This window comes from Nitrosospira multiformis ATCC 25196 (assembly GCF_000196355.1).
GTDB classification, from domain to species: Bacteria; Pseudomonadota; Gammaproteobacteria; order Burkholderiales; family Nitrosomonadaceae; genus Nitrosospira; species Nitrosospira multiformis.
The window spans coordinates 252,154-274,366 of record NC_007614.1; the positions used below are offsets into that span (position 1 = coordinate 252,154).

17 protein-coding genes and 3 tRNA genes are annotated in these 22,213 nt (G+C 49.8%); 19 read left to right on the forward strand and 1 reads right to left on the reverse strand.

From position 1 onward, the window contains the following. Positions 1–23: 23 nt before the first annotated feature. From folE2 to epsG, 11 genes are all read left to right on the forward strand, one after another. Positions 24–815 (forward strand): GTP cyclohydrolase FolE2, encoded by a 792-nt coding sequence (folE2, locus tag NMUL_RS01240; protein ID WP_011379599.1) that lies wholly within the window; start codon positions 24–26, stop codon positions 813–815. Between the two features lie 160 nt (positions 816–975). Continuing rightward, a tRNA-Pro gene (locus NMUL_RS01245) sits at positions 976–1,052 on the forward strand. Between the two features lie 35 nt (positions 1,053–1,087). Next, a tRNA-Arg gene (locus tag NMUL_RS01250) sits at positions 1,088–1,164 on the forward strand. Positions 1,165–1,224: 60 nt separating this feature from the next. Further along, positions 1,225–1,299 (forward strand) — tRNA-His (locus NMUL_RS01255). Between the two features lie 990 nt (positions 1,300–2,289). Further along, a complete protein-coding gene (epsA, locus tag NMUL_RS01260; RefSeq protein ID WP_011379600.1) occupies positions 2,290–3,093 on the forward strand; it encodes an XrtB/PEP-CTERM-associated transcriptional regulator EpsA in 804 nt (267 codons plus the stop codon). After that, positions 3,035–4,504, forward strand: a complete 1,470-nt coding sequence (locus tag NMUL_RS01265; protein ID WP_373365294.1) for an undecaprenyl-phosphate glucose phosphotransferase — start codon at positions 3,035–3,037, stop codon at positions 4,502–4,504. Before epsA ends, NMUL_RS01265 begins: the two co-directional genes overlap by 59 nt. Before the next feature lie 226 nt (positions 4,505–4,730). Beyond that, positions 4,731–5,951 (forward strand): XrtB/PEP-CTERM-associated polysaccharide biosynthesis outer membrane protein EpsL, encoded by a 1,221-nt coding sequence (gene epsL / locus NMUL_RS01270; RefSeq protein WP_238529842.1) that lies wholly within the window; start codon positions 4,731–4,733, stop codon positions 5,949–5,951. Positions 5,952–6,192: 241 nt separating this feature from the next. Next, on the forward strand, positions 6,193–7,185 hold the full coding sequence (locus NMUL_RS01275) for an EpsD family peptidyl-prolyl cis-trans isomerase (protein ID WP_011379603.1): 993 nt from the start codon (positions 6,193–6,195) through the stop codon (positions 7,183–7,185). Between the two features lie 28 nt (positions 7,186–7,213). Further along, the gene (gene epsE, locus NMUL_RS01280; RefSeq protein WP_011379604.1) at positions 7,214–8,008 is read left to right on the forward strand and encodes a polysaccharide export protein EpsE; all 795 of its coding nucleotides are present in this window, start codon (positions 7,214–7,216) and stop codon (positions 8,006–8,008) included. A gap of 14 nt (positions 8,009–8,022) precedes the next feature. After that, on the forward strand, positions 8,023–9,414 hold the full coding sequence (epsF, locus tag NMUL_RS01285) for a chain length determinant protein EpsF (RefSeq protein WP_011379605.1): 1,392 nt from the start codon (positions 8,023–8,025) through the stop codon (positions 9,412–9,414). A 20-nt stretch (positions 9,415–9,434) separates the two neighbouring features. After that, positions 9,435–10,364 carry a chain length determinant protein tyrosine kinase EpsG gene (gene epsG / locus NMUL_RS01290; protein WP_011379606.1) on the forward strand — a complete coding sequence of 310 codons (930 nt, stop codon included), beginning with the start codon at positions 9,435–9,437 and terminating at the stop codon, positions 10,362–10,364. A 176-nt stretch (positions 10,365–10,540) separates the two neighbouring features. On the opposite strand, the gene NMUL_RS01295 is transcribed toward epsG, so the two are convergent. After that, the gene (locus NMUL_RS01295) at positions 10,541–10,918 is read right to left on the reverse strand and encodes a VanZ family protein (RefSeq protein WP_202944831.1); all 378 of its coding nucleotides are present in this window, start codon (positions 10,916–10,918) and stop codon (positions 10,541–10,543) included. Between the two features lies 1 nt (position 10,919). Here NMUL_RS01295 and xrtB point away from each other — a divergent pair, with 1 nt between their 5' ends. From xrtB to NMUL_RS01335, 8 genes are all read left to right on the forward strand, one after another. After that, a complete protein-coding gene (gene xrtB / locus NMUL_RS01300; RefSeq protein ID WP_011379608.1) occupies positions 10,920–11,834 on the forward strand; it encodes an exosortase B in 915 nt (304 codons plus the stop codon). Between the two features lie 2 nt (positions 11,835–11,836). Continuing rightward, positions 11,837–12,514, forward strand: a complete 678-nt coding sequence (gene epsI / locus NMUL_RS01305; protein ID WP_041352730.1) for an exosortase-associated protein EpsI, B-type — start codon at positions 11,837–11,839, stop codon at positions 12,512–12,514. Positions 12,515–12,574: 60 nt separating this feature from the next. Then, a complete protein-coding gene (locus tag NMUL_RS01310; RefSeq protein WP_011379610.1) occupies positions 12,575–14,038 on the forward strand; it encodes an oligosaccharide flippase family protein in 1,464 nt (487 codons plus the stop codon). Between the two features lie 47 nt (positions 14,039–14,085). Continuing rightward, on the forward strand, positions 14,086–15,564 hold the full coding sequence (locus NMUL_RS01315; protein WP_011379611.1) for an O-antigen ligase family protein: 1,479 nt from the start codon (positions 14,086–14,088) through the stop codon (positions 15,562–15,564). After that, positions 15,561–16,685: a glycosyltransferase family 4 protein gene (locus NMUL_RS01320; protein ID WP_011379612.1), complete on the forward strand. Its 1,125-nt coding sequence runs from the start codon at positions 15,561–15,563 to the stop codon at positions 16,683–16,685. Before NMUL_RS01315 ends, NMUL_RS01320 begins: the two co-directional genes overlap by 4 nt. Before the next feature lie 365 nt (positions 16,686–17,050). Continuing rightward, complete coding sequence (locus NMUL_RS01325) at positions 17,051–19,267, forward strand: heparinase II/III domain-containing protein (protein ID WP_041352317.1); 2,217 nt, start codon at positions 17,051–17,053, stop codon at positions 19,265–19,267. A gap of 252 nt (positions 19,268–19,519) precedes the next feature. Next, the gene (locus NMUL_RS01330) at positions 19,520–20,341 is read left to right on the forward strand and encodes a class I SAM-dependent methyltransferase (RefSeq protein ID WP_011379614.1); all 822 of its coding nucleotides are present in this window, start codon (positions 19,520–19,522) and stop codon (positions 20,339–20,341) included. 515 nt (positions 20,342–20,856) lie between these two features. Then, positions 20,857–21,957: a glycosyltransferase family 4 protein gene (locus NMUL_RS01335; protein ID WP_202944832.1), complete on the forward strand. Its 1,101-nt coding sequence runs from the start codon at positions 20,857–20,859 to the stop codon at positions 21,955–21,957. The last annotated feature ends 256 nt before the right edge of the window (positions 21,958–22,213 follow it).

Genomic DNA, 22,213 nt, shown 5'->3' on the forward strand with positions numbered 1-22,213 from the left:
GTTCTTCCTTGCAATGGTACACGATGAACAAAATGCTCATTGCAGATGTGCAAAGTGTGGCCGATACGAGACGCATTGCCATCGACAAGGCGGGGATCAGGGCCATCCGCCATCCGGTAAGGATAATGGATAAGGCGGGCGTTCAGCATACAGTGGCCGTATTCAACATGTATGTAAACCTGGCGCATCACCTCAAAGGCGTGCACATGTCTCGTTTTGTCGAGATGTTGAATGAGCATGATTCGGTAATCTCGGTGGAAACGTTTGAAAAGCTGCTGATTTCGATGGTGAAGAAGCTCGAGGCGGAATCCGGCGATATCGAAATGCGCTTTCCGTATTTCATCGGCAAAACCGCTCCGGTTTCCGGCATAAAGAGTCTGATGGACTATGACGTTACCTTCATCGGACAAACCAGGAACGGAGAATCCCGCTTCACTTTGAAAGTGGTCGTGCCCGTAACCAGCCTTTGCCCATGCTCCAAAGAGGTATCGGACGATGGAGCGCACAACCAGCGATCCCATATATCCATATCAATCCGGGCGAATCATTTCGTATGGATAGAAGATCTGATCCGCATCGCGGAAGACCAGGCCTCCTGTGAGCTCTATGGATTGCTCAAACGCTCGGACGAAAAGTATGTCACCGAGAAGGCCTACGGTAATCCCAAGTTCGTCGAGGATGCAGTGCGGGATATCGCATCAGTGCTCGATCGGGACGAGCGGATAGACGCTTATACAGTGGAAGCGGAAAATTTCGAATCCATTCATAATCATTCCGCATATGCGCTGATCGAGTGCGACAAATTGAAGAATTGACTCCCTCCCGTCTCGATCTGTTTCCCTGCCTCCGGCTGCTTCCCGTTCCCCCTTTCCGGGATAAGATGGAGTAATAAGCGCAATCCTGCGCTCAAACTGATTTTCTCCACGGAACCAAAATTGACCTTTTAGCGGCGGAAAGGTATATTATCGCCCTTTCCGGGGTGTAGCGTAGCCTGGTAGCGCGCCTGGTTTGGGACCAGGATGTCGGGAGTTCAAATCTCTCCACCCCGACCATTCATGCTAATTCGAGGCGAAATCCGATTTGAGTGGTGCCCGTAGCTCAACCGGATAGAGCACCAGCCTTCTAAGCTGGGGGTTACAGGTTCGATTCCTGTCGGGCACGCCATAAGCTATCTCGTCGTAGCCCTGCGGCGGTTTCGGAATTGTATTGCGATTTTCTCGGATGGTGGCTGTAGCTCAGCGGTAGAGTCCCGGATTGTGATTCCGGTTGTCGTGGGTTCGATCCCCATCAGCCACCCCAAAACATCTGCCCATCCATTACATTCAATGCGAGCCTTTGCGCACCGCAGATCCTCGCTATTTGAACTTACCCTGCCCAGCGTGAAGTAAATGGCATACCCATTCTAATCAGTCGTGCAGAGCATGACGTACACAACCTTTCAGTTTGAAATCTTTTGTAGTAGAGTCTTAAAAGCGGGGAAGACTATGGGTAAAGTGTGACGAAACAACGAACTTTATCAGTCAGGATTTCACTCTTTTCCTGCTTGGGAGGCGAAAGCAATAACTCCTATACGTAACTCTCCATAAATTCAGATCATGATTCCTTCACGACTGGCCGAGGCTGCTTCTATTGTCAGCAATTTGCATAACCCGTTTACGTACGCTGGCAGCGCAAGAAGGCTCTCTCTAGCCGGTACCCTGGTTTTTATCCAGTTGTCAGGCTTTACACTTGCGAAGCACGTGGCTCTGCTAGTCGCCCCTGAACAGCCCCTTGTCCAAGCATCCAATATGTCCTTCGTAATACCTGCTTCGAATCTTGACCCCGATTAGCAAACTTCCTCCCAAGCGGCAAATTTATATTTATATTGAGGTTATGTGAATTAACGAACAGACAGTCTTTTTATTACCGGTAATATTTGACCCCTGCCCTAGTGCTGTTCTCGCTCTTGCTCTTTTGCAGTAGCGCCGTGAGCAGGAAGGACTTTTCCCCTGCTCTCCCTGATGTTGATGGTAGCGGCCGGAAATACTTTGGTAACAGTAGTGAGTCATTATTTCAAATACTCCCGATAAAGCGGAAGCCAAAAATGAAGCACAATGTCGAGCAGAACTCACAGCGTCCAACATTGGAAAGACCGAGGGGGAGACTAGCGACGTTTGTGCTGTATCAGAGAAAGAACAACTCCCTGCTGAATGTAACGGCAGCGCCCGCCCACAATTTACATTCGTTTTATCGCAGTATTAAAGCCTGAGTTATTAACCCATTCAATAAACCAATTACTCACAAAATAAAATGGGTTTCTTCCCTCCGTTCACTGATGATCATCTTCAGCGTTACTTTCGCATCCTTCAGGAAGGGACAGCAGTTCGCCGCCATTTTGACCTATTGAAGTGGCTGCAAGGGGAAGTGCAGCATTATTTGCCCCACGAGATCCTGCTTGCGGCGTGGGGCGATTTCGGTTCGAACAATGTCCAATACGACATCATTTCTCCGCTGCCGGGTCTCAGGACGGCGCAATTGCAGTTGGCCCGGCTTTCTCCATTGCTGCGCGTATCCTACAACCGGTGGATTGAGGTGGGACGCATTCCTTGTGTATCCAGGGTTTGCGAGGCCCAGCTGGACGTGTCGGGGATTCTCCAGGGGGATGGGGCGGCGCACTGCCCTTTCGGAAGAGCGTTACGCAACATGCGTTCGTCACTGTTTCATGGTATCAGCGACGAGCGCGGGCACCATGATTGCCTTTACGTCGTCTTCAGTTCAAAGGATAAGCTTGACGATTCAACATTAATTGCAATGGAAATTCTGCTGCCCTACCTTGATACGGCTTTGCGCCGCGTGACACCCCTGCCGCAGCACTCCTGCCGGCCCTCCCTCCTCGCAGATGCACCGGAGTATGATCTCCATGGCCTGAGCGAGCGAGAGGTCGAAATAATGACCTGGGTAAGAAAGGGCAAAACAAATGCCGAAATCGGCAGTATCCTGCGCATCAGTTCTTACACTGTCAAAAACCACCTGCACCAGATATTCCGGAAACTCGATGTCTACAATCGGGTGCAAGCCATTTCCAAAATTGAACAGCGTGTTGGTCATGGCTGAGGCAAATCCTACATTTTCCGCTTCAACCGTTACCGCCCGCCAGGTGAAAGGCCCGCTGGCTAATAATATGCTGAGCGCGGTCGAGTCGGTACTTGATCCGGCAGTACTGACACTTTCGTTATGGCTGATAAGCACCAGTTTTGAAGGCGAATTGCTCCCGCCTTATTTGATCCTGTCGGTGATCGTATTCTCTATCTCCTTTCCAGGTGCGTCACATCTCCGGTCATCCGTCAAGGTTCTCATCTTCGACGTGCTCTACACCTGGTTCTGGATGGCTTTGCTACTGTTTTTTCTCGGTTTTGCGACCGGCTATATCGCCCAATTCTCCAGCCAGGTGCTCATTACATGGCTATGGGCTGCCCCCCTAAGTCAAATCGGCGTCCATCTGCTGTTTCGTATCGCCGCACCCTATCTTCTCATGCTCCAGGGTCCGCCACAGCGCGCCATCATCGTCGGCATGAACGAGCAGGGGGTCGCCCTCGCCCGTCGTATTCATGAGACGCGTTATTCGAATATGGAACTGTCCGGTTTTTTTGATGATCGGAATGAGAGCCGACTTTCGCATGCGCGGAATAATCCCTTGCTCGGAAGGCTTCGAGAGCTTCCCGAATTTGTCAAGGAGCATCGCATCCAGTTCATTTATCTGTCGTTGCCGATGGCTTCCCAGCCACGCATCCTGCATGTTCTCGAAGAACTGAAAGATACGACGGCCTCCATCTATTTCGTACCCGACATGTTTATTACGGATCTTATTCAGGCGCGAAGTGGCACAGTGTGTGGTACGCCGGTTATCGCTGTCTGCGAATCGCCTTTTACGGGCTCCAATGGGATGGTCAAGCGCGCAAGCGACATTATCCTCTCCCTGCTTATACTGCTACTCATATCACCACTTCTGCTGCTCATCGCGGTTGCCATCCGGCTGGATTCGCCAGGGCCCATTATTTTCAAGCAGCGACGCTATGGGCTGGACGGAGAGGAAATCCTTGTTTACAAGTTTAGATCGATGAGCGTCTGCGAAGATGGGAATACCATCCGGCAAGCACAAAGGAATGATAACCGCATAACCCGCGTCGGGGCTTTCCTGCGAAGCAATTCCCTGGATGAATTGCCGCAGTTCATCAATGTATTGCAGGGGCGCATGAGCATCGTGGGCCCCAGGCCTCATGCAGTAGCGCACAACGAGATATATCGCAACCTTATAAAAGGCTACATGATCCGGCACAAGGTAAAGCCGGGAATTACAGGTTGGGCGCAGGTGAACGGCTACCGTGGGGAGACGCGGACCCTGGACAAGATGCAGGCGCGTATCGATCATGATCTCGATTATTTACGCAACTGGTCGTTGCGGCTCGATTTGCACATCATCTGCAAGACTATCCTGGTAGTACTGAAAGATCGGGCTGCATATTAAATGCTCTCTCATGCGCCGTAAAGCCTCCCAGCAGTCATTAACACGAATAACACTTCCGCTATCCTCTCGTTAATCAAGGTGATACTCTTGCAGTCTCCTTTGTATCGGAAAGATAGAGATATCTAAAATGAAAAAAAGATTGCCGTTAAATCTTTTCCTTGATTGCCGTCGCTGGATTGCAGTAATTGCCTCTTTGGGTTTTTTTTTGTTGGACATGCAACAGGCAATGGCTCAACAGACGACGCCCCATCCCCCCAGGATGGTGCCCGACAAGACTTTCAGCGTGACCGCGGGCACCACATTTACGTATGACAGCAATGTCTTTCGTTTGTCTCCCCTCGTTAATCCGATTGCATTAACCGGCCAACCGCGGAGAGCCGATCAGATCATCATCACGTCTGCAACTCTTGGGTTTAATAAAAGATATTCCATGCAACGCTTCGAGGTAACAGGCACCCTGGTTGATAATCGTTACATGAATTTTGATTTCCTTGATTTTCTCGGAAAAAATTACAACGCGGCCTGGCACTGGTATGTAACCCCTTACCTTCATGGCAGATTGACTAGCCGCCACAGTGAGGCGCTTAACAATTTTGCAAACCTCTCCGGTTTTCTGAATGGCACGAATCGCAACCTACGCACCCTTGACAACTATCATTTCGATGGAGTTCTTGAGCTTAACCGGGCGTGGCATCTCATTGGAGGGCTTGACCATAGCATCATGAAGAACAGCCGCTTAACCATTCAGGATTTCAACAACAAGGTTACCTCGGTGGAGGGGGGAATACGCTATGTCTCCAGTTCCGGCGGCTCGCTCACTTACAGAGTGAGAAGCGGGCGCGGGGAGTTCATCAATCGACCCGCGCCTCTTCCCGAGTTTCTCTTTGATACCCGTTTCGATGAAATGGAGCACGATCTCCGCATGCATTGGCCCGTCACGGTCAAGACCTCCATAGAAGGACGAATCGGCTACCTCGACCGCAAACATGCTCATTTTTCCCAGCGGGACTTCGCCGGCTTCGTGGGCGATCTCAATATAAGTTGGATGCCGACCAGCAAAGTGCAAGTGATGGGAGGATGGTCCAGACAATTATCCAATTATCAGACTGCACCATTTGCCTTTCAGCATTCTATCTTTGAGCGTTTCTCGAGTAGTTACATTGCCACCAATCGCTTCTCGATTGCCCCGACCTGGCAAATCACGGAAAAGACTGCATTGAGGGTGCGCTATGATTATGTTCTCAGTGATTTTCATGGCGCTGTTGTTCCTCTTCCTACAGAGAGCCGGAGCGATCAGATGCATTCCGGTCTGGTTGCTCTCGATTGGCGGCCACTTAACACACTCTACTTAAGCGCCGCTTTTCATCGGGATCATCGCAGTTCCAACCATCGCGGCTTTGGTTTTGACAGCACCGCAGGAAGTGTGTCGGCCACGCTTAATTTTTGATGATCAAGCAATCCATGTTCGCTATTATTACTATTGAGAGGAGTTGGGAAAAGGTGATTTACAATGGGAGTCTGGTAGTACGAACGGACTATTGCAGCCAAATACCACCTCGGCTACCGTGGTTGTCAGCTACCTGAATTACACGCCGGTATTGACGAGAATCTGTACTGGCAGGAAGAGTGAACTGCTTGAAAAAAAGGATTGTTTTAAATTATTGTCCTATTCTTTAACCGAAAAGCCAATGGCTCAACAAATTGATCATATGAAAATGAATCGTCAGAAATTCATAACGCCACTATTACTTCCGTTGCTTGTTTTAGGACTCGCAGCCTGCGACAAAAAAGAATCCTCACAACCGGCCAGCCAGGTAGCGGCCAAAGTAAATTCCGGCGAAATATCCGTGCATCAACTCAATTATGTTCTGGCCAGAGCCACGCGCAATAGCGCAAATTCTCCGGAAAATGCATCCAGGATTCGCCGGGAAGTTCTTGATCGCCTGGTCGATCAGGAACTTGCGGTAGAACAGGCTATCAATAAAAAACTTGACCGTTCGCCGGAAGTTCTCATGGCCCTGGATAATGCACGTAGAGAGATTCTTGCACGTGCCTATCTCGAGCAGATCACTGCGGCTACTCCAAAGCCAACCGTCGAAGAAGCAAAAACCTACTATTCGGAACATCCACAGCTTTTCGCGGAACGGCGCATTTATAACATACAGGAAATTGTGCTTCCTTCATCAGCCGGCGTCGCGGACGAGCTGCGGGAAATGCTCGACTCAGGCAAACCCATGGAAGACATTGCGAAGTGGCTCAAAGGCAAGGACATAAAGTTTGCCGCTGGCAGCGCAACACGTTCCGCCGAGCAGATTCCCCTTGAGATCCTGCCCAAGATACATCCGCTGAAACCCGGCCAGGGCTTGCTCATCCAGGGTCCGCAATCGATTACCCTCATGCGGATCGCTGCCGCACAAACGGCGCCGATTACCGAAGCAGCAGCGTTGCCGCGCATCCAGCAGTTTCTTGGAAATCAGCGCGCGGCGGAAGCCGCCCGGGGGGAAATAAAGGCTCTCAAGGCAAAAGCCAATATCACCTACATGGGCGAATTCGCTGTTCCGGATAAAAATGCATCCGGGGGAGAAAATTCCGTTTCGTCAGTCGCCAGTGCTAGGGATTCAAGTTCGCCCCAAGCCGATAATCCCGGCCTTGAAAAGGGTGCGGCGGGTTTGTTGAGATAACACAATTATCAAGAGGAAGTTCGACAATATGTTCCAAATTTTGGTTCGTACCTTGATTCTTTTATCCATGTTGTTTTCGGTTAAGGTTTTTGCCGAGAGTCCTGACTACCCGCTGGGTCCGGGTGATATCCTGCGCATTCAGGTTTTTCAAAATCCTGACCTTACTACTGAAACCCGGGTTTCCGAAAGTGGTTCCATCACCTTTCCGCTGGTTGGCGCTCTCGAGGTCGGAGGACTTTCTGTTGCTTCCGCCGAAAATAAACTTGCAGCCGCCCTTAAAAAGGGAGGGTTCATAAAGCAACCCCAAGTGACCATTGTCCTCCTGCAGATGAGGGGTAGTCAGGTGAGTGTGCTGGGGCAGGTCAATCGACCGGGACGCTTTCCACTGGAAACCCTGAGCAGGGTGAGTGACATGCTGGCTGCCGCGGGAGGTACCACTCCGCTCGGCGACGATTTTGCAATCGTTACCGGTACACGCAACGGACAGGCCTTCCGAAAGGTGATCGATATTCCCGCACTCTATCTGGAAGAGAGATCCGATGAAGATATCATCCTTGCTGGAGGAGACACGATTTATGTTCACCGGGCTCCCGTTTTCTATATTTACGGCGAGGCCCAGCGGCCTGGTGCTTATCGTATCGAGCGAGGCATGACCGTAATGCAGGCTCTGGCTCAGGGCGGGGGGCCGACTCCGCGTGGTAGCGAATGGTGGTTGCGCCTTCATCGCAGAAACGCGGATGGGGTCGTGGAGAAGCTTTCGCCCGACATGACCGATGCTGTCCAGCCTAATGACATAATTTATGTGCGAGAAAGCATTTTTTAAGAGTCTTCCGGACTATGACACTTCAACAATTTTTACTCATCCTTCGTGCCCGGTATAAGGTAGTCCTCTATATTTTATTGTTTACGGTAATCGCTACCCTTGTAGTCAGTTTGCTATTGCCTAAACAATATACCGCTGGTACAGCTGTAGTGGTTGACATTAAATCGCCCGATCCGGTAGCGGGGATGGTATTGCCCGGTTTGACGTCACCTACTTACATGGCTACCCAGGTCGACGTGATCAATAGCGACCGTGTAGCAGAGCGTGTCGTAAAAATGCTGCGCCTGGATGAAAGCCCTGTCGTAAAGGAGCAGTGGGAGGAGGACGGAAGCAAGGGTGAGCTTACCACCTGGCTGGCCAACTTGCTGAAAAGAAAGCTTGATGTCAAACCTTCCCGGGAAAGCAACGTAATCTACATTGAGTATACCGGGAATGATCCCAATTTTGCCGCCGCTGTTGCAAACGCTTTCGCTCAAGCTTATATCGACGTGAATCTGGATTTGAAGGTCGCCCCTGCCCGCCAGTATGCCCACTGGTTCAAAGGACAAACTGCCGCTGCCAGGGATGAGCTAGAGCGAGCCAAAGCTGCACTTTCCGCGTATCAACAGGAAACCGGTCTCGTCGCTACCGAGGAACGTCTGGATTACGAAGTAGCCAAGCTCAATGAACTTTCAAGTCAACTTACTCTTATCCAAGCCCAGACATCGGACAGTAGCAGTAAACGGAAAGCCGCTGAAGATCCGGACACTTTAGCTGAGGTCATACAGAGCCCGCTAATAAATAGCCTCAAATCGGATATTGCGCGCCTCGACGCAAAGCTTCAGGAAAGCAGCGCCTATCTGGGACCAAATCATCCACAAACCAAACGCACTCAATCTGAACTCGCGTCTCTCAGAGGCAAGCTATCCGCTGAAACACGCAAGATTCATAGCAGTATCGGCACTTCATATGAAGTGGGGAAGCGAAAGGAGCAAGAGTTGCTCGAGGCGATGGAAAGGCAGAAGGGGCGCGTGTTGGAGCTTAACAGACAGCGTGATCAGATGAGTGTTCTTCAAGGGGATGTGGAAGCTGCGCAACGCAATTTCGAAGGCATAAGCCAGCGTAGTGCCCTCACCCGTCTGGAAAGCCTTTCCGTTCAGACTAACATAACCCCGTTGAACCCTGCTTCAGTCCCGAGTGAGCCGTCAAGCCCTAAATTGCTGCTCAATACATTGATCTCCATCTTTCTAGGTACGCTGTTGGGTGTGAGCGCCGCTCTGGTTATGGAATTGATGAATCGACGCGTGCGTTCTGTAGAGGACATCGTGGAAGCCATAGAGATTCCGGTGCTGGCGGTAATGTCCGGCCCGTCTCGCAACAAGCTTTCGAGTCGTCTTCCCAAATTACCCAACCCGGAAACCAGTTAATACTCAAACGGAGCTACATCATGAATCCCGTAAGCGCCAGTTTGCCTGCCATCAAGCGGAGTCAGAATTCCAATTCCCGCGAGTCGTTCTTTGCTGGCCGAACTCAAATCATTGGAAATAGCAGTTCGATCGGAGCTATTCTCGTCAATGCGGGAAGGCTATCCGAGGAGAATGTGACCCGCATACTGGAAGCGCAAGTACAGCAGCAAAACCACTTTGGTGAAGCGGCCATATGCCTCGGCTTGCTCACGGAAGACGATGTGCGCTTTGCTCTTTCGCGCCAGTTTAACAATCTCTATCTGCCAGCAGGGGACAGCAGCCTCAGTCATCATTTAATTGCGGCTTACAAACCGTTCAGTCCTGTCGTCGAACACCTGCGAAGCCTACGCAGCCAGCTCATGCTGCGCTGGTTCGAGCCGGATACTGACCGGAACGTGCTTGCCATTGTCAGCCCAGGGCTGGGAGAAGGTCGAAGCTTCATAGCTGCCAATCTTGCCATCGTTTTTTCGCAGCTTGGCAAAAGTACATTGCTCATCGATGCAAATCTTCGGGCGCCCCGGCAGCAGGAATTCTTTAAAGTGAATACAGGTGGGGGCTTATCCAGCTACCTTGCAGGCCGTGCTGGTTTGGAGAGCATTGTCAGAATTCCTTCATTGCTTGGACTTTCTGTCCTGCCCGCGGGTGCAGTACCGCCAAATCCGCAAGAACTTATCGGTCGACCCGTTTTCGCGGATTTGCTGCAATCGGTTGGCTGCGAGTTTGATGTCGTTATCGTGGATACCCCCTCAGCAAGCGAATACGGGGAAGCGCAAATCATCGCAACCGAGGCCTCTGCTGCCTTGATTGTCCTTCGAAAGAATCATACCTCTCTATCACGCACCGTGGATCTTGCGCGACGTTTCCAGCAGACGGGCGCTGCGGTAGTAGGTTCTGTGCTGAATGATTTTTGAACAATAAAGGCGGTATGGATTTAGGGTAATACCCCATGGATGGTTCGCGTGATCGAAATTCCACGAACATCAGGCGCTAAACGAAAGGGATGGCATATATCTTATATTTTCTTCATTTTCTTGATTCGCTTGGGAAAACAGAGAGGAGGGCTATTGGCCCAGTTGGGAAGGCCGTATTAATTCCGGCGCCGCCACTCTGCCCGGAGCAGGGCAATACCGATAAGGCTACCTGTCACATCAGCGGCAAAATCATCCCACCCCGGCTTGCGGCCGGGCAGATACATCTGGTGACATTCATCAAACAAGCCGATCAGCGTTGCCCCGAGAAATGCGAGGCCCACCCGTCGCCAGCCAGGGATGCCGCTTGCTGCCCCTCCTATAGCCCCAGTAAGCACGGCGAAAATAACAGCGTGGACCAGCTTATCCCAAGGACTGGGTACCAGGTTTACGGCAACAGGGTGCGCTCCACCGGCAAATAGACCCGTCAGAATTCCCAGCACGAGCAACATGGAGGCAGTGCGAAGGTAGCGAGATGACAGATATTGTGAAAACAAAATGATTATAAATTCCTCAATTATCTTCAATAGAAAAAACCCGCCAGCGGAACCCCGCAATCTCATGCTCATCTGGCTACCTATCATTGCCGGGTTAATCGTACTTTATTTACCAAGTCTGGTCGATCTTTTTCGCGGCGTCTGGTCCACAGATCAGCAAGCTCATGGTCCGATTGTGCTGAGTATCGCCTGTTGGCTTATCTACCGGAAGTGGCCGGAAATGTGGCATCAGAGCGAGTCGGAGCCTTCAGCTCCGGCTGCAGGCTGGCCCATCTTTATTTTTGGCCTGATCCTCTATGTGATCGGGCGCTCCCAGGAAATCCTGCTGTTCGAAATCGGCTCGGTAATCTGGCTGCTTGCCGCCATTGTTTTGCTTATGCGCGGCTCCCGCGCGCTCAAGGTGCAATGGTTTCCGCTCTTTTTCATGTTGTTCATGATTCCTCTCCCCTCCGCCTTCGTCGATGCTCTGACAATGCCGATGAAAATGGCAGTTTCATATGTGGCGGAAACCATTCTTTTCTGGTTCAACTACCCCATCGCGCGTACCGGAGTGATCCTGCAAATCGGGCAATACAAGCTGCTGGTAGCAGATGCGTGTGCAGGCCTTCATACTCTCTTTACGCTCGAGGCGCTCGGCCTGCTCTATCTTAATCTGGTTCGTCACGACTCGTTATTCAGAAACGTCGCATTGGCTATCTTCATTGTCCCGATATCCTTCACCGCCAACGTTATACGGGTAATGGTACTGACACTGATTACCTACCATTTCGGCGATGAGGCGGGGCAAGGCTTCCTGCACGGCTTCGCCGGCATGGTGCTGTTCCTCAGTGCCCTCCTGCTGATCATTGGGGTCGATTCACTATTACAAATGGCAGTCAGGTTGCGTGTTAGAAGCAACGCGCTTGGCGACGCATGATGATGAATCCCTGGCTAAGAAACTGCTTACTTCTAGTACTCATGCTCGCTGCCTCAGGCCTCGCGCTTGCATTGAAGCCTACCCAAAAAATCGCCGACCAGGGTCCGGCAGTCGACCTCGAAAAAATAATACCGAAGGAATTCGGAGACTGGAGGGAAGAGCAGCACAACTTCATACAAATGGTCGATCCCCAGCAAAAGGAGCTGATCGAACGTATCTACACCCAGACATTGAGCCGTACGTACGCGAATTCCAACGGCTATCGCATCATGCTGGCAATAGCCTATGGTGACGATCAAAGAGATTCCATGCAAACACACTATCCGGAGGTGTGTTATCCGGCACAAGGTTTTGAACTGATATCGAGAGAGAAAGGAAGCGTTGTCTCGCCAACGGGTTCGATTCCAGTTGTGCAGCTCGTAACCTCGCTGGAAAAACACAGGATTGAACCTGTCACGTATTGGGTAATGATAGGCGACATGCCAATAGTCCAGGGCTGGAAAAAGAAGCTGGCGGAGATGCAATATGGCTTGAGGGGGCTGATTCCCGATGGACTGCTTTTTCGGGTTTCATCCATTGATGAAGATAACCGGCACGCATTTGAAATGCACCAGGCATTCATAAACGATATCCTGGCCGCAATGCCGGTAATACAACGAAAGCGATTTTCAGGAACGTGATGACGCAGGGGTTAGCAGCTTTTTTCTGGTCATCTTCCGGGGCTGTTTGAAACAGCGGATATGAGTTTAGCAGTCAAGAGCTTAAGCGCGGTCAAGAGTAGCTACGCCGGAACGATCATTCGGATCGGCGCGCAGTTTGGTGCTCAGATTTTAATCATGCGTCAACTCGATCCAGAATTAGTCGGCGCATTCGGATATGTGCTGTTGCTCCATGGTATCTTGGCCTTGATTATCGACCAAGGTTATGGATGGTCTCTAATACAAGGACACTTTAACGACAAGCGCGAAATCGCCATTGTTTTTTCCAGAATCATGCTTTTATCATTTATTGGCATGCTCTGTGTTTTCGCAATTTCTTACCCTGCCGCGGATTATCTGGAGAATGAGCTTGTCGGATCTATGTTCAGATATTCGGCCCCATCGTGTCTCTTCATAGGATTCTTCAGTATCTCACAGGCTGCATTGAGAGCAGAGCTCAGGTTTCGGGAGATTCAAATAGCAACTACCGGCGCGTACCTGATCGCGTATCCCATTGTAGGGGTCACGATGGCTCTAGGCGGGTTCGGGGTTTGGTCTCTGGTAGCTGCATGGTATGTACATTATATTCTCCAGGTTGTTATTGGTCACTATTACAGCCCTCATTCTCTAAAGCTTGCAAATCCTTTCCTGCCAACCAAGAGTGGCCCGATGGGTCGTCAGGTGGCTGGAATCAATGTTTTGAACTGGGCTGTAGACAATACCGGAGGCGTGTTCATCGGAGGCCTGGGCGCCTCCGCATTAGGGAATTTCAATGCCGCCATGATGCTGGCGCGCACTCCTGCACTTCATGCAGTCCAAACATTGCAATCGATCCTCTTTTCCACCGCTTCTGCAATCGGTGCTGATCAGCAACGAATAAAGCGCCTTTACCTAGCCGTGCTGGCGGCAGTCAGTTTTATCGTTTTTCCGACATATGGATACACCTTCACACATGCAGAGTTAGTGATCAAGATAGTGTTCGGGAGTAAATGGCTTGATGCCGCAGATATTTTTTCCGCTCTATCCATAGGAATGATTGCATTCTCGTTGAGTTTGCTTTCAGGGGCGATTCTTACCGCAACCGGGGATCAGAAAACGGTACTTTATTCACAGATGGCTTGCTTGATGGTCATGATCTTCGGTTTGTCTCTCACCATAAATGTCAGTCTTGTCTATGTTGGACTTGCCATTACCGTGGCGTATACGGTCAGACTCTCTTTACAGTTGAAAGCAATCGCGGTGAGGGGCGGGATCACGCTGAAAGAATTCCTCGCGACACTAAGAGGGCCCTTTTTTGTCGCTATCATTATGGCTATGCCGGTTACCTTATTCGGTGACTCTACGCTTGAGGTTATTCCAACTGAATTATTGGCGCTTGCCCTCAAAGGTCTCGTACTTTTGGTGCTGTTCAAGGTGTTTCCCAGTTTTTTCTTTAGTCTTGCCTCTATAGATCTGCTGAGCAGATTTCATGCAGGACGGCAAGTTGTCCATATGTTGGGTATCTGAAGCATGCGCCCCCGCCTACAAAATTTAACCGTTTGCGAGGCTTCCTCGTGCTGACAGTCATTATTCTTTCGATAGCTGTCTTTGTTTTTGCGCTTGGTTCAATCGTTGCAATGAGCGCTGTGGCAGGCGCAGCTTCCCGCTGGCCAGGTCAAATGTTCAGCTATCTGATGTGGATGATAGTGATGGCAGGTGTGGGCGGTATCCTCGTTTCAGGGCGTATTCTCAGAATAGACGAAGAAGCTTTGGTTATGGGAGCAGTGGGCGAAGCTGGGGGCACGATAATTGCCAAATTGCTCCTCTCCGCTGTAATCGGGGTTTCCCTCGCTTTATGCGTGACATGGATATTGTTGTCGAGCAAAAGGAAGGCAGGGGGTAACCGTTTTGAACAAAGGAGACTGAATTCGCCAAATGATATCGTGATTGCGTTTATGGTGTTCTATATCGCGTTCAGCATTCTGCCGCTCATCTTTGGAAAGAGCCATCAATTTCACGTATCACTGTTTTATCCATTTTTCGTGTTTATCGCCTTATTTCTGTGGATGCGGTTGTCGAAGGTTGACCCGGTTATCGTGGCGAAGCAGTGCCTGGGATTTATTGTATTGACTAGTTTGGTCATGGCCGTGCTAATTCCCCAGCTGGCCGTTCAGCCCAGCTATGTAGGACTTATCCCCGGATTCAATTCGCGACTTTGGGGGTTAACGGCAGGAGCAAACTCTCTTGGATCAGTCGCTGGCACTCTTCTCGTGCTGGAGGCCGCCGAGCCATCCGCCAGGAGATGGCTCGGCAATGGAATTTTTTTCACTGCTGCCCTAGCCTTGGTTTTAACTCAATCCAAGACCTCCATTCTGGCAGCGTTCCTGGGGCTTTTGATCATTTTTGGATATCGACTGGTGACCGGGCTTCAAGGAAAAAGCTTGAACGGACGTAATGAAAATTTAATTTTAATTATTCTAATAGCGTTTTTTATTTTGTTTATCACGGCAGTCAGTGCGTGGGTGATGTTCTTTGATACAAGCGTCTTTACTTCACTTGAACGCAGCCTGGATTCGCGAGCGGTTAGCAAATTGGCAACGGCAAGCGGACGAACCTGGATATGGGAAGTTGCTTTGCGAGGAGGAATGGAGAATCCTCTGTTCGGACAGGGTTTAGGCTTCTGGAGCTTGGAGAATCGGCTTCGGTGGGGGCTGGGGGGTGCCGTACATGCCCATAATTTGTTTCTTGACGTGTTTGCCCGTTCTGGATTTGTGGGCTTGAGCACACTATTGGTTTTTCTCTATTTTGTTTTTCGCTACTCCGTACGCGCGACCCGGTACACGCATGGAGGCAGCATTGCGTTGGCAGTCATCTTTCTCGTTCGAGCGACGTTTGAAGTGCCACTTCAACCAAATGCCATTCTAGGAGCGGAATCCATGGCAATGTTGGCTTTTTTCCTCTATGTAATCGATAGAGGAGCCAAACAGCGCGACAAAGCCAATGAGCCCGTCCAAGTGCGGGCACATTTTTTAAGAGCAGGAAACTTCCGATGAAGAAACCCCGCGTTGTCCTGGTTGCCTTGCACTTTGCCGAATATGCTTTGAATTTGGCGCTCGCAGTAGCTGAAAGTCGAGAGGTGCTCCTTGTTCTGTATCGTGGTAACGCTGATCGCGAACTCGGCCCAGATTGGCTTAAGGGTATCCGTCATCCGTCCTTGATGCTACTGATACTGGATAGGCCGCGCTCCCCTCTGATGATTCTTGGCAACGCAAGACGGCTTGTACGCGCAATCCAGCAATTCAAGCCTGATGTAATTCATTATCAGGAAGATCCTCGCGATGAAGTAATTCTAGGACTGTATTTCCTACGTTCGATACCCATAGTACTTACCGTACACGATCCCACCCCCCATTCAGGGACAGATTCCAATCGTTTGCGCTATTCGCGCTTTAGGTTATACCTGCCCCTGATGAGGCGAGCTGCGGATATCGCCATTACCCACGGTGGTTTGCTTGCTGACAATTTGATCAAAGCGTTTCCTCATTTCAAAGATAAAGTCCAACCCATTCCACACGGTCCGCTAGGGCTTTTCAGCGGTACCCAACCATCACATCCCAGCGGGTTCCGCTTGCTGTTTTTCGGACGTATCTTCGAATATAAGGGGCTCAGTTATTTTGTCGACTCAGTCATAATGCTTCGAGACAAAGGCTACCCGGTGATTGGGGTAGTTGCGGGCTTCGGTACGGATCTAGCGCGGCATAGACAACGCATGGAAGAAGCCGGTTGTTTTGAAATTTTGGATAGATATATTGCCGCGAAAGAAGTCCCCGATCTGTTTCTCGACTCTTTTGCGGTAGTCCTTCCCTATGTTGATGGCACCCAAAGCGGCGTCGCGGCCATGGCATTAGGCTTTGCTCGACCTGTAGTAGCCAGCGCTGTGGGATCCATACCTGAACTAGTCAGAAATGGGGAAAACGGATTGCTTGTCCCCCCGTCGGATTCAATCGCTCTGTCCGAGGCAATCGAAACCCTTCTTAATGATACTCAGCTCTGGGAGCAATTGACCGCAGGAGCTCAGAGGCTAAGAGATCAGGAACTTTCTTGGGAATCCATTGCTGACAAAACAATTCGTGTTTATGAATTGGCTGGAAAAATGCGACTGGCCTCAACATAGTCTACACTGGAATTAGGCTATGCTAAGGGTTAAAGTAGTGAGACATGGTGATGCAGTGATGTCGGGCCGAGCATAAATTGCTGGCAGTGAAATATGTAGGAAACAATGGTTTGAGCGTCGAGATTGCAATCAGCAGATGGAGTATAAAACCGCGCGCAATGTTTGTGCTTTCGGTATCCACGCCTGTGTTGCGGACGGGATTCATCACGGAAACGAAGAATACCTTCGTCACTCACTATCAAATAATTTAATGGCTATCCATTATGTTTAGAAAACCTACATTACAGGCCCTTGCCGTTGCCAGTCTGCTCGCTCACACTCAGGTTGGATGTCAACAGCTACCTCCAGAGAAAATCGACAATCGAATGAGCGATTGGGCAGAGCCGACAGCCGCCGAACAGATTCCCGTCACGCCGGCGAATGGAGCCATAGTGAAACAGAACCCGCCGGATTTTGACTGGCGGCGCATAAACCTTTCCGCAGAGTACGTACTGGTGCTACAGCATGAAGGGGGAAAACGTTATGAGTGGCGGACTCCGCGGAATTGGTACTTGCCCTCCGCCAGTCTGCCGCCAGGTAAATACTCCTGGCAAGTTCGTCCGATTGGACCGGGAAGCGGAGTCGGCGAGAGCGCTTGGCGCCGATTCACAATATCCGAGGATGCGATACCATTCGTTGTACCGGATAACGAAGATTTGTTGCGGGAATTACGAAACAAACCCCGGCCTCGTAGTTTCGTGCGTGGTAAGGATGAAAGCAAGTCGCGTTCACTCGTGCAGAGTGAGCGAAGCAATGTAGTGGCCACCGTGAAAAATCAGGTGAAAAAAAAGATGGCTCAGCCCGCACTTGCCGCACCCCCGAAACTAGTTGACCGCAAAGTCGGCAAGGGGGCAGGCTGGGCGAATTCCTTATTTGCCATCCGAAACTATGTATCAGGAGAAGCGTATCAACTCAGGGCCACGGCTTTCCTCTGGCAGCTTAATCACGATCCGGCGCTGCTGGCAGAGGCATTGAGAACCGGCGATGCACTTGCTGCACTGGACCCGAACGGTCCTACAGGACATAAATCCCAGGATCAGGCATCCCGCGATATCGCAATTGGACTTGCCTCAGCCTTCGATTGGCTGGGAGATGCAGTACCCGCGGAATCCCAGCAGCTATGGCTAAAAGCCATCGCAGCGCGAGGCCAAGCAATCTATGACGACCTTCTGGGCGGGCAAAGGCGCTTCGAGTTGGCACGCTACGATTCGCACGGATGGACAAATCTGGGGTATCTCGCCGATCTTTCCGCGCTAATGGTTGGGACCCTACCGGTGGCTGATAACTGGTTTAATGATTCCTTCCGTTTTTATATTCATACCGTGAGCCCATGGGGGGGCGAGGAAGGAGGGTGGGCGAACAGTTCGGCTTACGCCATATGGTCGCTTAACTTGGGTATCATTCCGCGCTGGGACTCGATTCGGGCCGCGACGGGAATCAATATCTATAAGAAACCCTGGTCTCAGGGACTTCTCAAGTACTTTGTATATTTCGAGCCTCCCTCTTCACCCATCCAGCTTTTTGGGGATGGCGCAGAGATGCCTCCCGACTTCAGCCAGATTAAGGGCTACGCTTCGCGGCAGGATAGTCCGCTGGCCGCGTGGTACTTTCTCAATATTGATAAAAGAGAATATCCCCTACAGGTCTTGGAAGCCCCGATTCCTCTTCCGGTGGAAGGAATCAAACCTGAGCCACCTCGAGCAAATTCAATCGCTTTTCACGATATAGGATGGGTGGCGATGCATAGCGCAATAGTCGATCCATTGAGAACATCCGTTTATTTCCGGTCAAGCCCATACGCGGCGTTTGGCCACAGCCACGCCGATAACAATTCTTTTGTCCTCGTATCCAGAGATGAGCCATTGCTGATCGCTAGCGGATACTACGACTGGGAAGGTTCTCCTCACTGGAAACAATGGTATTGGCAAACCAAGGCTCACAATGCCATCACTTTTGATGGAGGAAAAGGTCAAGCAGAGAAAACAGGTTCGGGAAAGATGACTGCAAAGGGACAATTGACGGAATTCCAGAGTAACGGGAAAGTGGATTTCACGGAAGGAGATGCAACCCCGGCCTATGAGGGTGCCTTGCAACAGGCTAGAAGGCGTCTGTGGTACTTGCGGAATAAAAATGTGCTCATCATCCATGATTCCTTGCGCTCTGCCACTCCACGTCAGTTCGAGTGGAATATACATGCTCTCAACCCATTCGAGATCAAGGAACCGGGATCAATCGAGGTCAAGCAGAAGGCCGCGCGCGCCTGTATCAACATGCTGCAGCCGCACGCCATTGAATTCGCGCAGAACAACAGATTTGACGCTCCTCCTCAAATACCTCCCTCGCGAAATGAAAATGACCAAGGTGGTGCACGCACGACCAATGATCAGTGGCATGGACGTTTCCAGACGAAAGAGCGAATGGCTGCCGTAGAGTTTCTGGCCGTAGTGGATATAGACTGTAAGAATATTCCGATAGAGATGGGAAATTTTGAAAGTAATCGGAAGATCAAGGTGGGGGACGAGAGCATTCATGTTGCCCGATAAAGCAAGCAGTGTGAGCTACTGTTTTATCCCTGAGATAGATATCAAGCCTGTAGAAATGAAATTGCGGCAAACAGTACTGACCTTTCTCCATGTATACATGCCCTATATCCTATCGGGGCTACCTTACTGTTGCAAATACACGAGACTTTGGGTAACGGAAAACCTCCTTAAATAGAGAACTGGTAAGATTTATGCTTGAGAAATAGTGCTCTAATCAAGAGGCAGCATTGAGCAATCCAAAATGGAGGCAAAATGCAGAATCCCCGTAGAATTTGCGTGGCTGATCCTAATCATCGCTTAAGTCAAAAAAGATTTACCAGAAATTCCAGAGACATATTTATTTGTCCTGATTGTGGCTGCATCATGGCTGATGTTGACTTCGATCATGATCAATATGAGTCTGGAGATTACTATACCATGCAGCATAAAACAGTACAAAGTATCGAGGAAGTATGGGGATTCAGATGGCGCTATATTCTAGATCAGATTTTGAAAATTAATGGGCGTTCATCCTTGCTCGATGTGGGTGCGGGCAATGGATATTTTGTGGCTTTAGCTTCGAGAGAATTTTCTTTTGATGCGAGCGGATTAGAAATATCGCAAGAAGAAGTCCAATTTGCTGCGGACGTCTTAAACATCGGGCTTATTAGAGAAGATCTTACTCAACATAATCTCGACTATGACGTAGTTACTTGTCTGAATGTATTGGAACACGTAGTAGATCCTCAACTGTTTTTATCCCATCTGGTAAACCGGGTTAAGCCTGGTGGGCTTCTGGTTATTACTACACCTAATCCCGCTTGTATTCATCGAAAGGTAAAGGGATTAAAAAACTGGAATATGATAGCGCCTCCCCATCATATTAATCTTTTTACAAAAGAATCCCTGTACATTCTCTTGATGCGCTACGGCCTAATACAACTCGATTACCAAACGATAAGTACTTATGTGAACTTTGTAAGAGGATTTGACACCGAGAATCTCCTTCTCAGACGATTATTTTTCAATTTGCTAAAGATATTCGATCTCGGCGCTGATCATTTTTTCATTGTTAAAAAGCCATCTCAATGTTAGCGGAAAGTTAAATTCTATTTGTAAGAATTCTTCTAAGTAGAGGAAGGTATTAATAATTCTAAAAAGAAGCAAATGCGATTGAATCAGATTCGATTGGCCCTCCGCTACAGGATATGTACGTTGTATCGTGATTTCTGGTTATGCCACTTTCGTGCTGAAAACCGCTGAGGCACGAAACAGAAAATGCGCTCATCAGGTGTCCCTCAAAAGGCTCGCCGTCCTCTTCTTCGTGGAGATCATGTGATTTCCCGTAGCGTGATTGCCCACCTTTCTGGTTCTCCAACTTCGCAAACTGTCAGTTTACGGTTGTTCAGACGCTATCTTAACCCGGGATTTTACTATATAGGTGGAATGGAACGATTTGCGTAAGGAGTAATAGAAGTAATCGGGGTGGCATCCCCACTTATTCGCCGATTTCGGAAATTGTTGTACCCAAACTATTCAAAATGTGAATTGGAATAGTTTGACCCCTTGGTGAATCAAAACTTAAGTCTTAAATAAAGAAGATCTCTTAAATGAATAAAGGAAAGATATCTCTTATGCTCGGAACGGACTCAACTGGCAGGGGAGGTATAGCATCTGTCGTTACCTTACTGCAGGAAGAGGGCTTTCTCGATCAGCAAAATGTCAAATACATTACTTCACACCGGGAGGGAACACACTTTAAAAAGTTAGCAATCATGTTTTCCGCTACTGGCAAAGTGCTGTGGTATTGCATGTTTGCCAAACCAGCCATCGTTCACGTCCACTCGGCCTCAGGTGCAAGTTTTATCAGAAAATCGATTTTTCTTGCTGTCGCCAGATTGTTCCGCTGCCAGACAGTTTTTCATTTGCACGGAGGTCGGTTTCCTCATTTTGCTTCAGAGGAATCGGGAGTACTGCTGAAATGGTGGATTCGGCGGACTCTTGAGAGGAGTTCCACAGTTATTGCATTATCAGAAAGCTGGGCAGCTTTTCTCTCAACCTGCGCCCCTGCGGCCGCTATCCAGATTGTTCCCAATTCTGTCAGGCTTGCTAAGATATCTTCAAAACAGAGGGGGGAGGCCGGGCGGATACTGTTCTTGGGGCACGTGGGAAAGGGGAAAGGAATATTCGAACTGTTAAAGGCTTTATCCCTACTGAAGGATTCACTGCCGTATATCAGGTTAGTTGTTTGCGGAGATGGATGCCTTGATTCTGTGCAAAAGATGGCAGATGAACTGGGCATTGCCTCCAATGTGGAGTTTCGTGGCTGGGTGGATGCAAGTCAAAAAGCGGAAGAACTCGCTCGTGCATCGGTTTTCGTGCTTCCCTCTCATGATGAAGGTCTGCCAATGGCTATGCTTGAAGCAATGGCGGCTGAACGGGCGATTATTGTAACTCCCGTGGGGGGGATACCAGAAGTGATCAGGGATAGAGAAAATGGCTTACTCGTTCCGCCCCGAGATGCCGATGCTCTGGCACAGGCTTTAAAGGAGGTACTGGAAAACCCTCTTCTCCGCCAGATGCTGGCAGAAAATGCGCTTAGAACGATTGAAAGCCGGTTTAGCACTCCTGTTATCCTGGGTCAACTTTCTCTACTTTATGAGCGGTTACGAGGAGGCAGCAGGGGGGAAGTAGTTGCATTCATAAAATGACATCGAGTCTTGGCTTGCCAGAGCGTAGCAGAGGATGTCCTTAGTAAATAAATTCGGTAAGAACAATTCCCGGCGTCTAGCAATGAATCGATTTCAATAGCGGGCTCGTTAACTGCAACCGATCAGGGGAGCGCCGTTTGAATGCTAATCGGCTAGCTTTTGTGAGCATCCAAGGGCTGGCTATCCAAGAGTCTTTTTACATCCATCATGGATTTCAAAATATGGGAGTTTACGCGCAGCCGCTAGAATTTACATG

Bases quoted from the DNA above. Each gene is read 5' to 3' on its own strand.
- epsL (WP_238529842.1), top strand. From the start codon at position 4,731: ATGGCTCAACAGACGACGCCCCATCCCCCCAGGATGGTGCCCGACAAG.
- epsI (WP_041352730.1), top strand. From the start codon at position 11,837: ATGAATCCCTGGCTAAGAAACTGCTTACTTCTAGTACTCATGCTCGCT.
- NMUL_RS01265 (WP_373365294.1), top strand. From the start codon at position 3,035: ATGTCTACAATCGGGTGCAAGCCATTTCCAAAATTGAACAGCGTGTTG.
- epsG (WP_011379606.1), top strand. From the start codon at position 9,435: ATGAATCCCGTAAGCGCCAGTTTGCCTGCCATCAAGCGGAGTCAGAAT.
- epsA (WP_011379600.1), top strand. From the start codon at position 2,290: ATGGGTTTCTTCCCTCCGTTCACTGATGATCATCTTCAGCGTTACTTT.
- folE2 (WP_011379599.1), top strand. From the start codon at position 24: ATGAACAAAATGCTCATTGCAGATGTGCAAAGTGTGGCCGATACGAGA.
- epsE (WP_011379604.1), top strand. From the start codon at position 7,214: ATGTTCCAAATTTTGGTTCGTACCTTGATTCTTTTATCCATGTTGTTT.
- NMUL_RS01330 (WP_011379614.1), top strand. From the start codon at position 19,520: ATGCAGAATCCCCGTAGAATTTGCGTGGCTGATCCTAATCATCGCTTA.
- NMUL_RS01275 (WP_011379603.1), top strand. From the start codon at position 6,193: ATGGCTCAACAAATTGATCATATGAAAATGAATCGTCAGAAATTCATA.
- NMUL_RS01325 (WP_041352317.1), top strand. From the start codon at position 17,051: ATGAGCGATTGGGCAGAGCCGACAGCCGCCGAACAGATTCCCGTCACG.
- xrtB (WP_011379608.1), top strand. From the start codon at position 10,920: ATGATTATAAATTCCTCAATTATCTTCAATAGAAAAAACCCGCCAGCG.
- NMUL_RS01335 (WP_202944832.1), top strand. From the start codon at position 20,857: ATGAATAAAGGAAAGATATCTCTTATGCTCGGAACGGACTCAACTGGC.
- epsF (WP_011379605.1), top strand. From the start codon at position 8,023: ATGACACTTCAACAATTTTTACTCATCCTTCGTGCCCGGTATAAGGTA.
- NMUL_RS01320 (WP_011379612.1), top strand. From the start codon at position 15,561: ATGAAGAAACCCCGCGTTGTCCTGGTTGCCTTGCACTTTGCCGAATAT.
- NMUL_RS01310 (WP_011379610.1), top strand. From the start codon at position 12,575: ATGAGTTTAGCAGTCAAGAGCTTAAGCGCGGTCAAGAGTAGCTACGCC.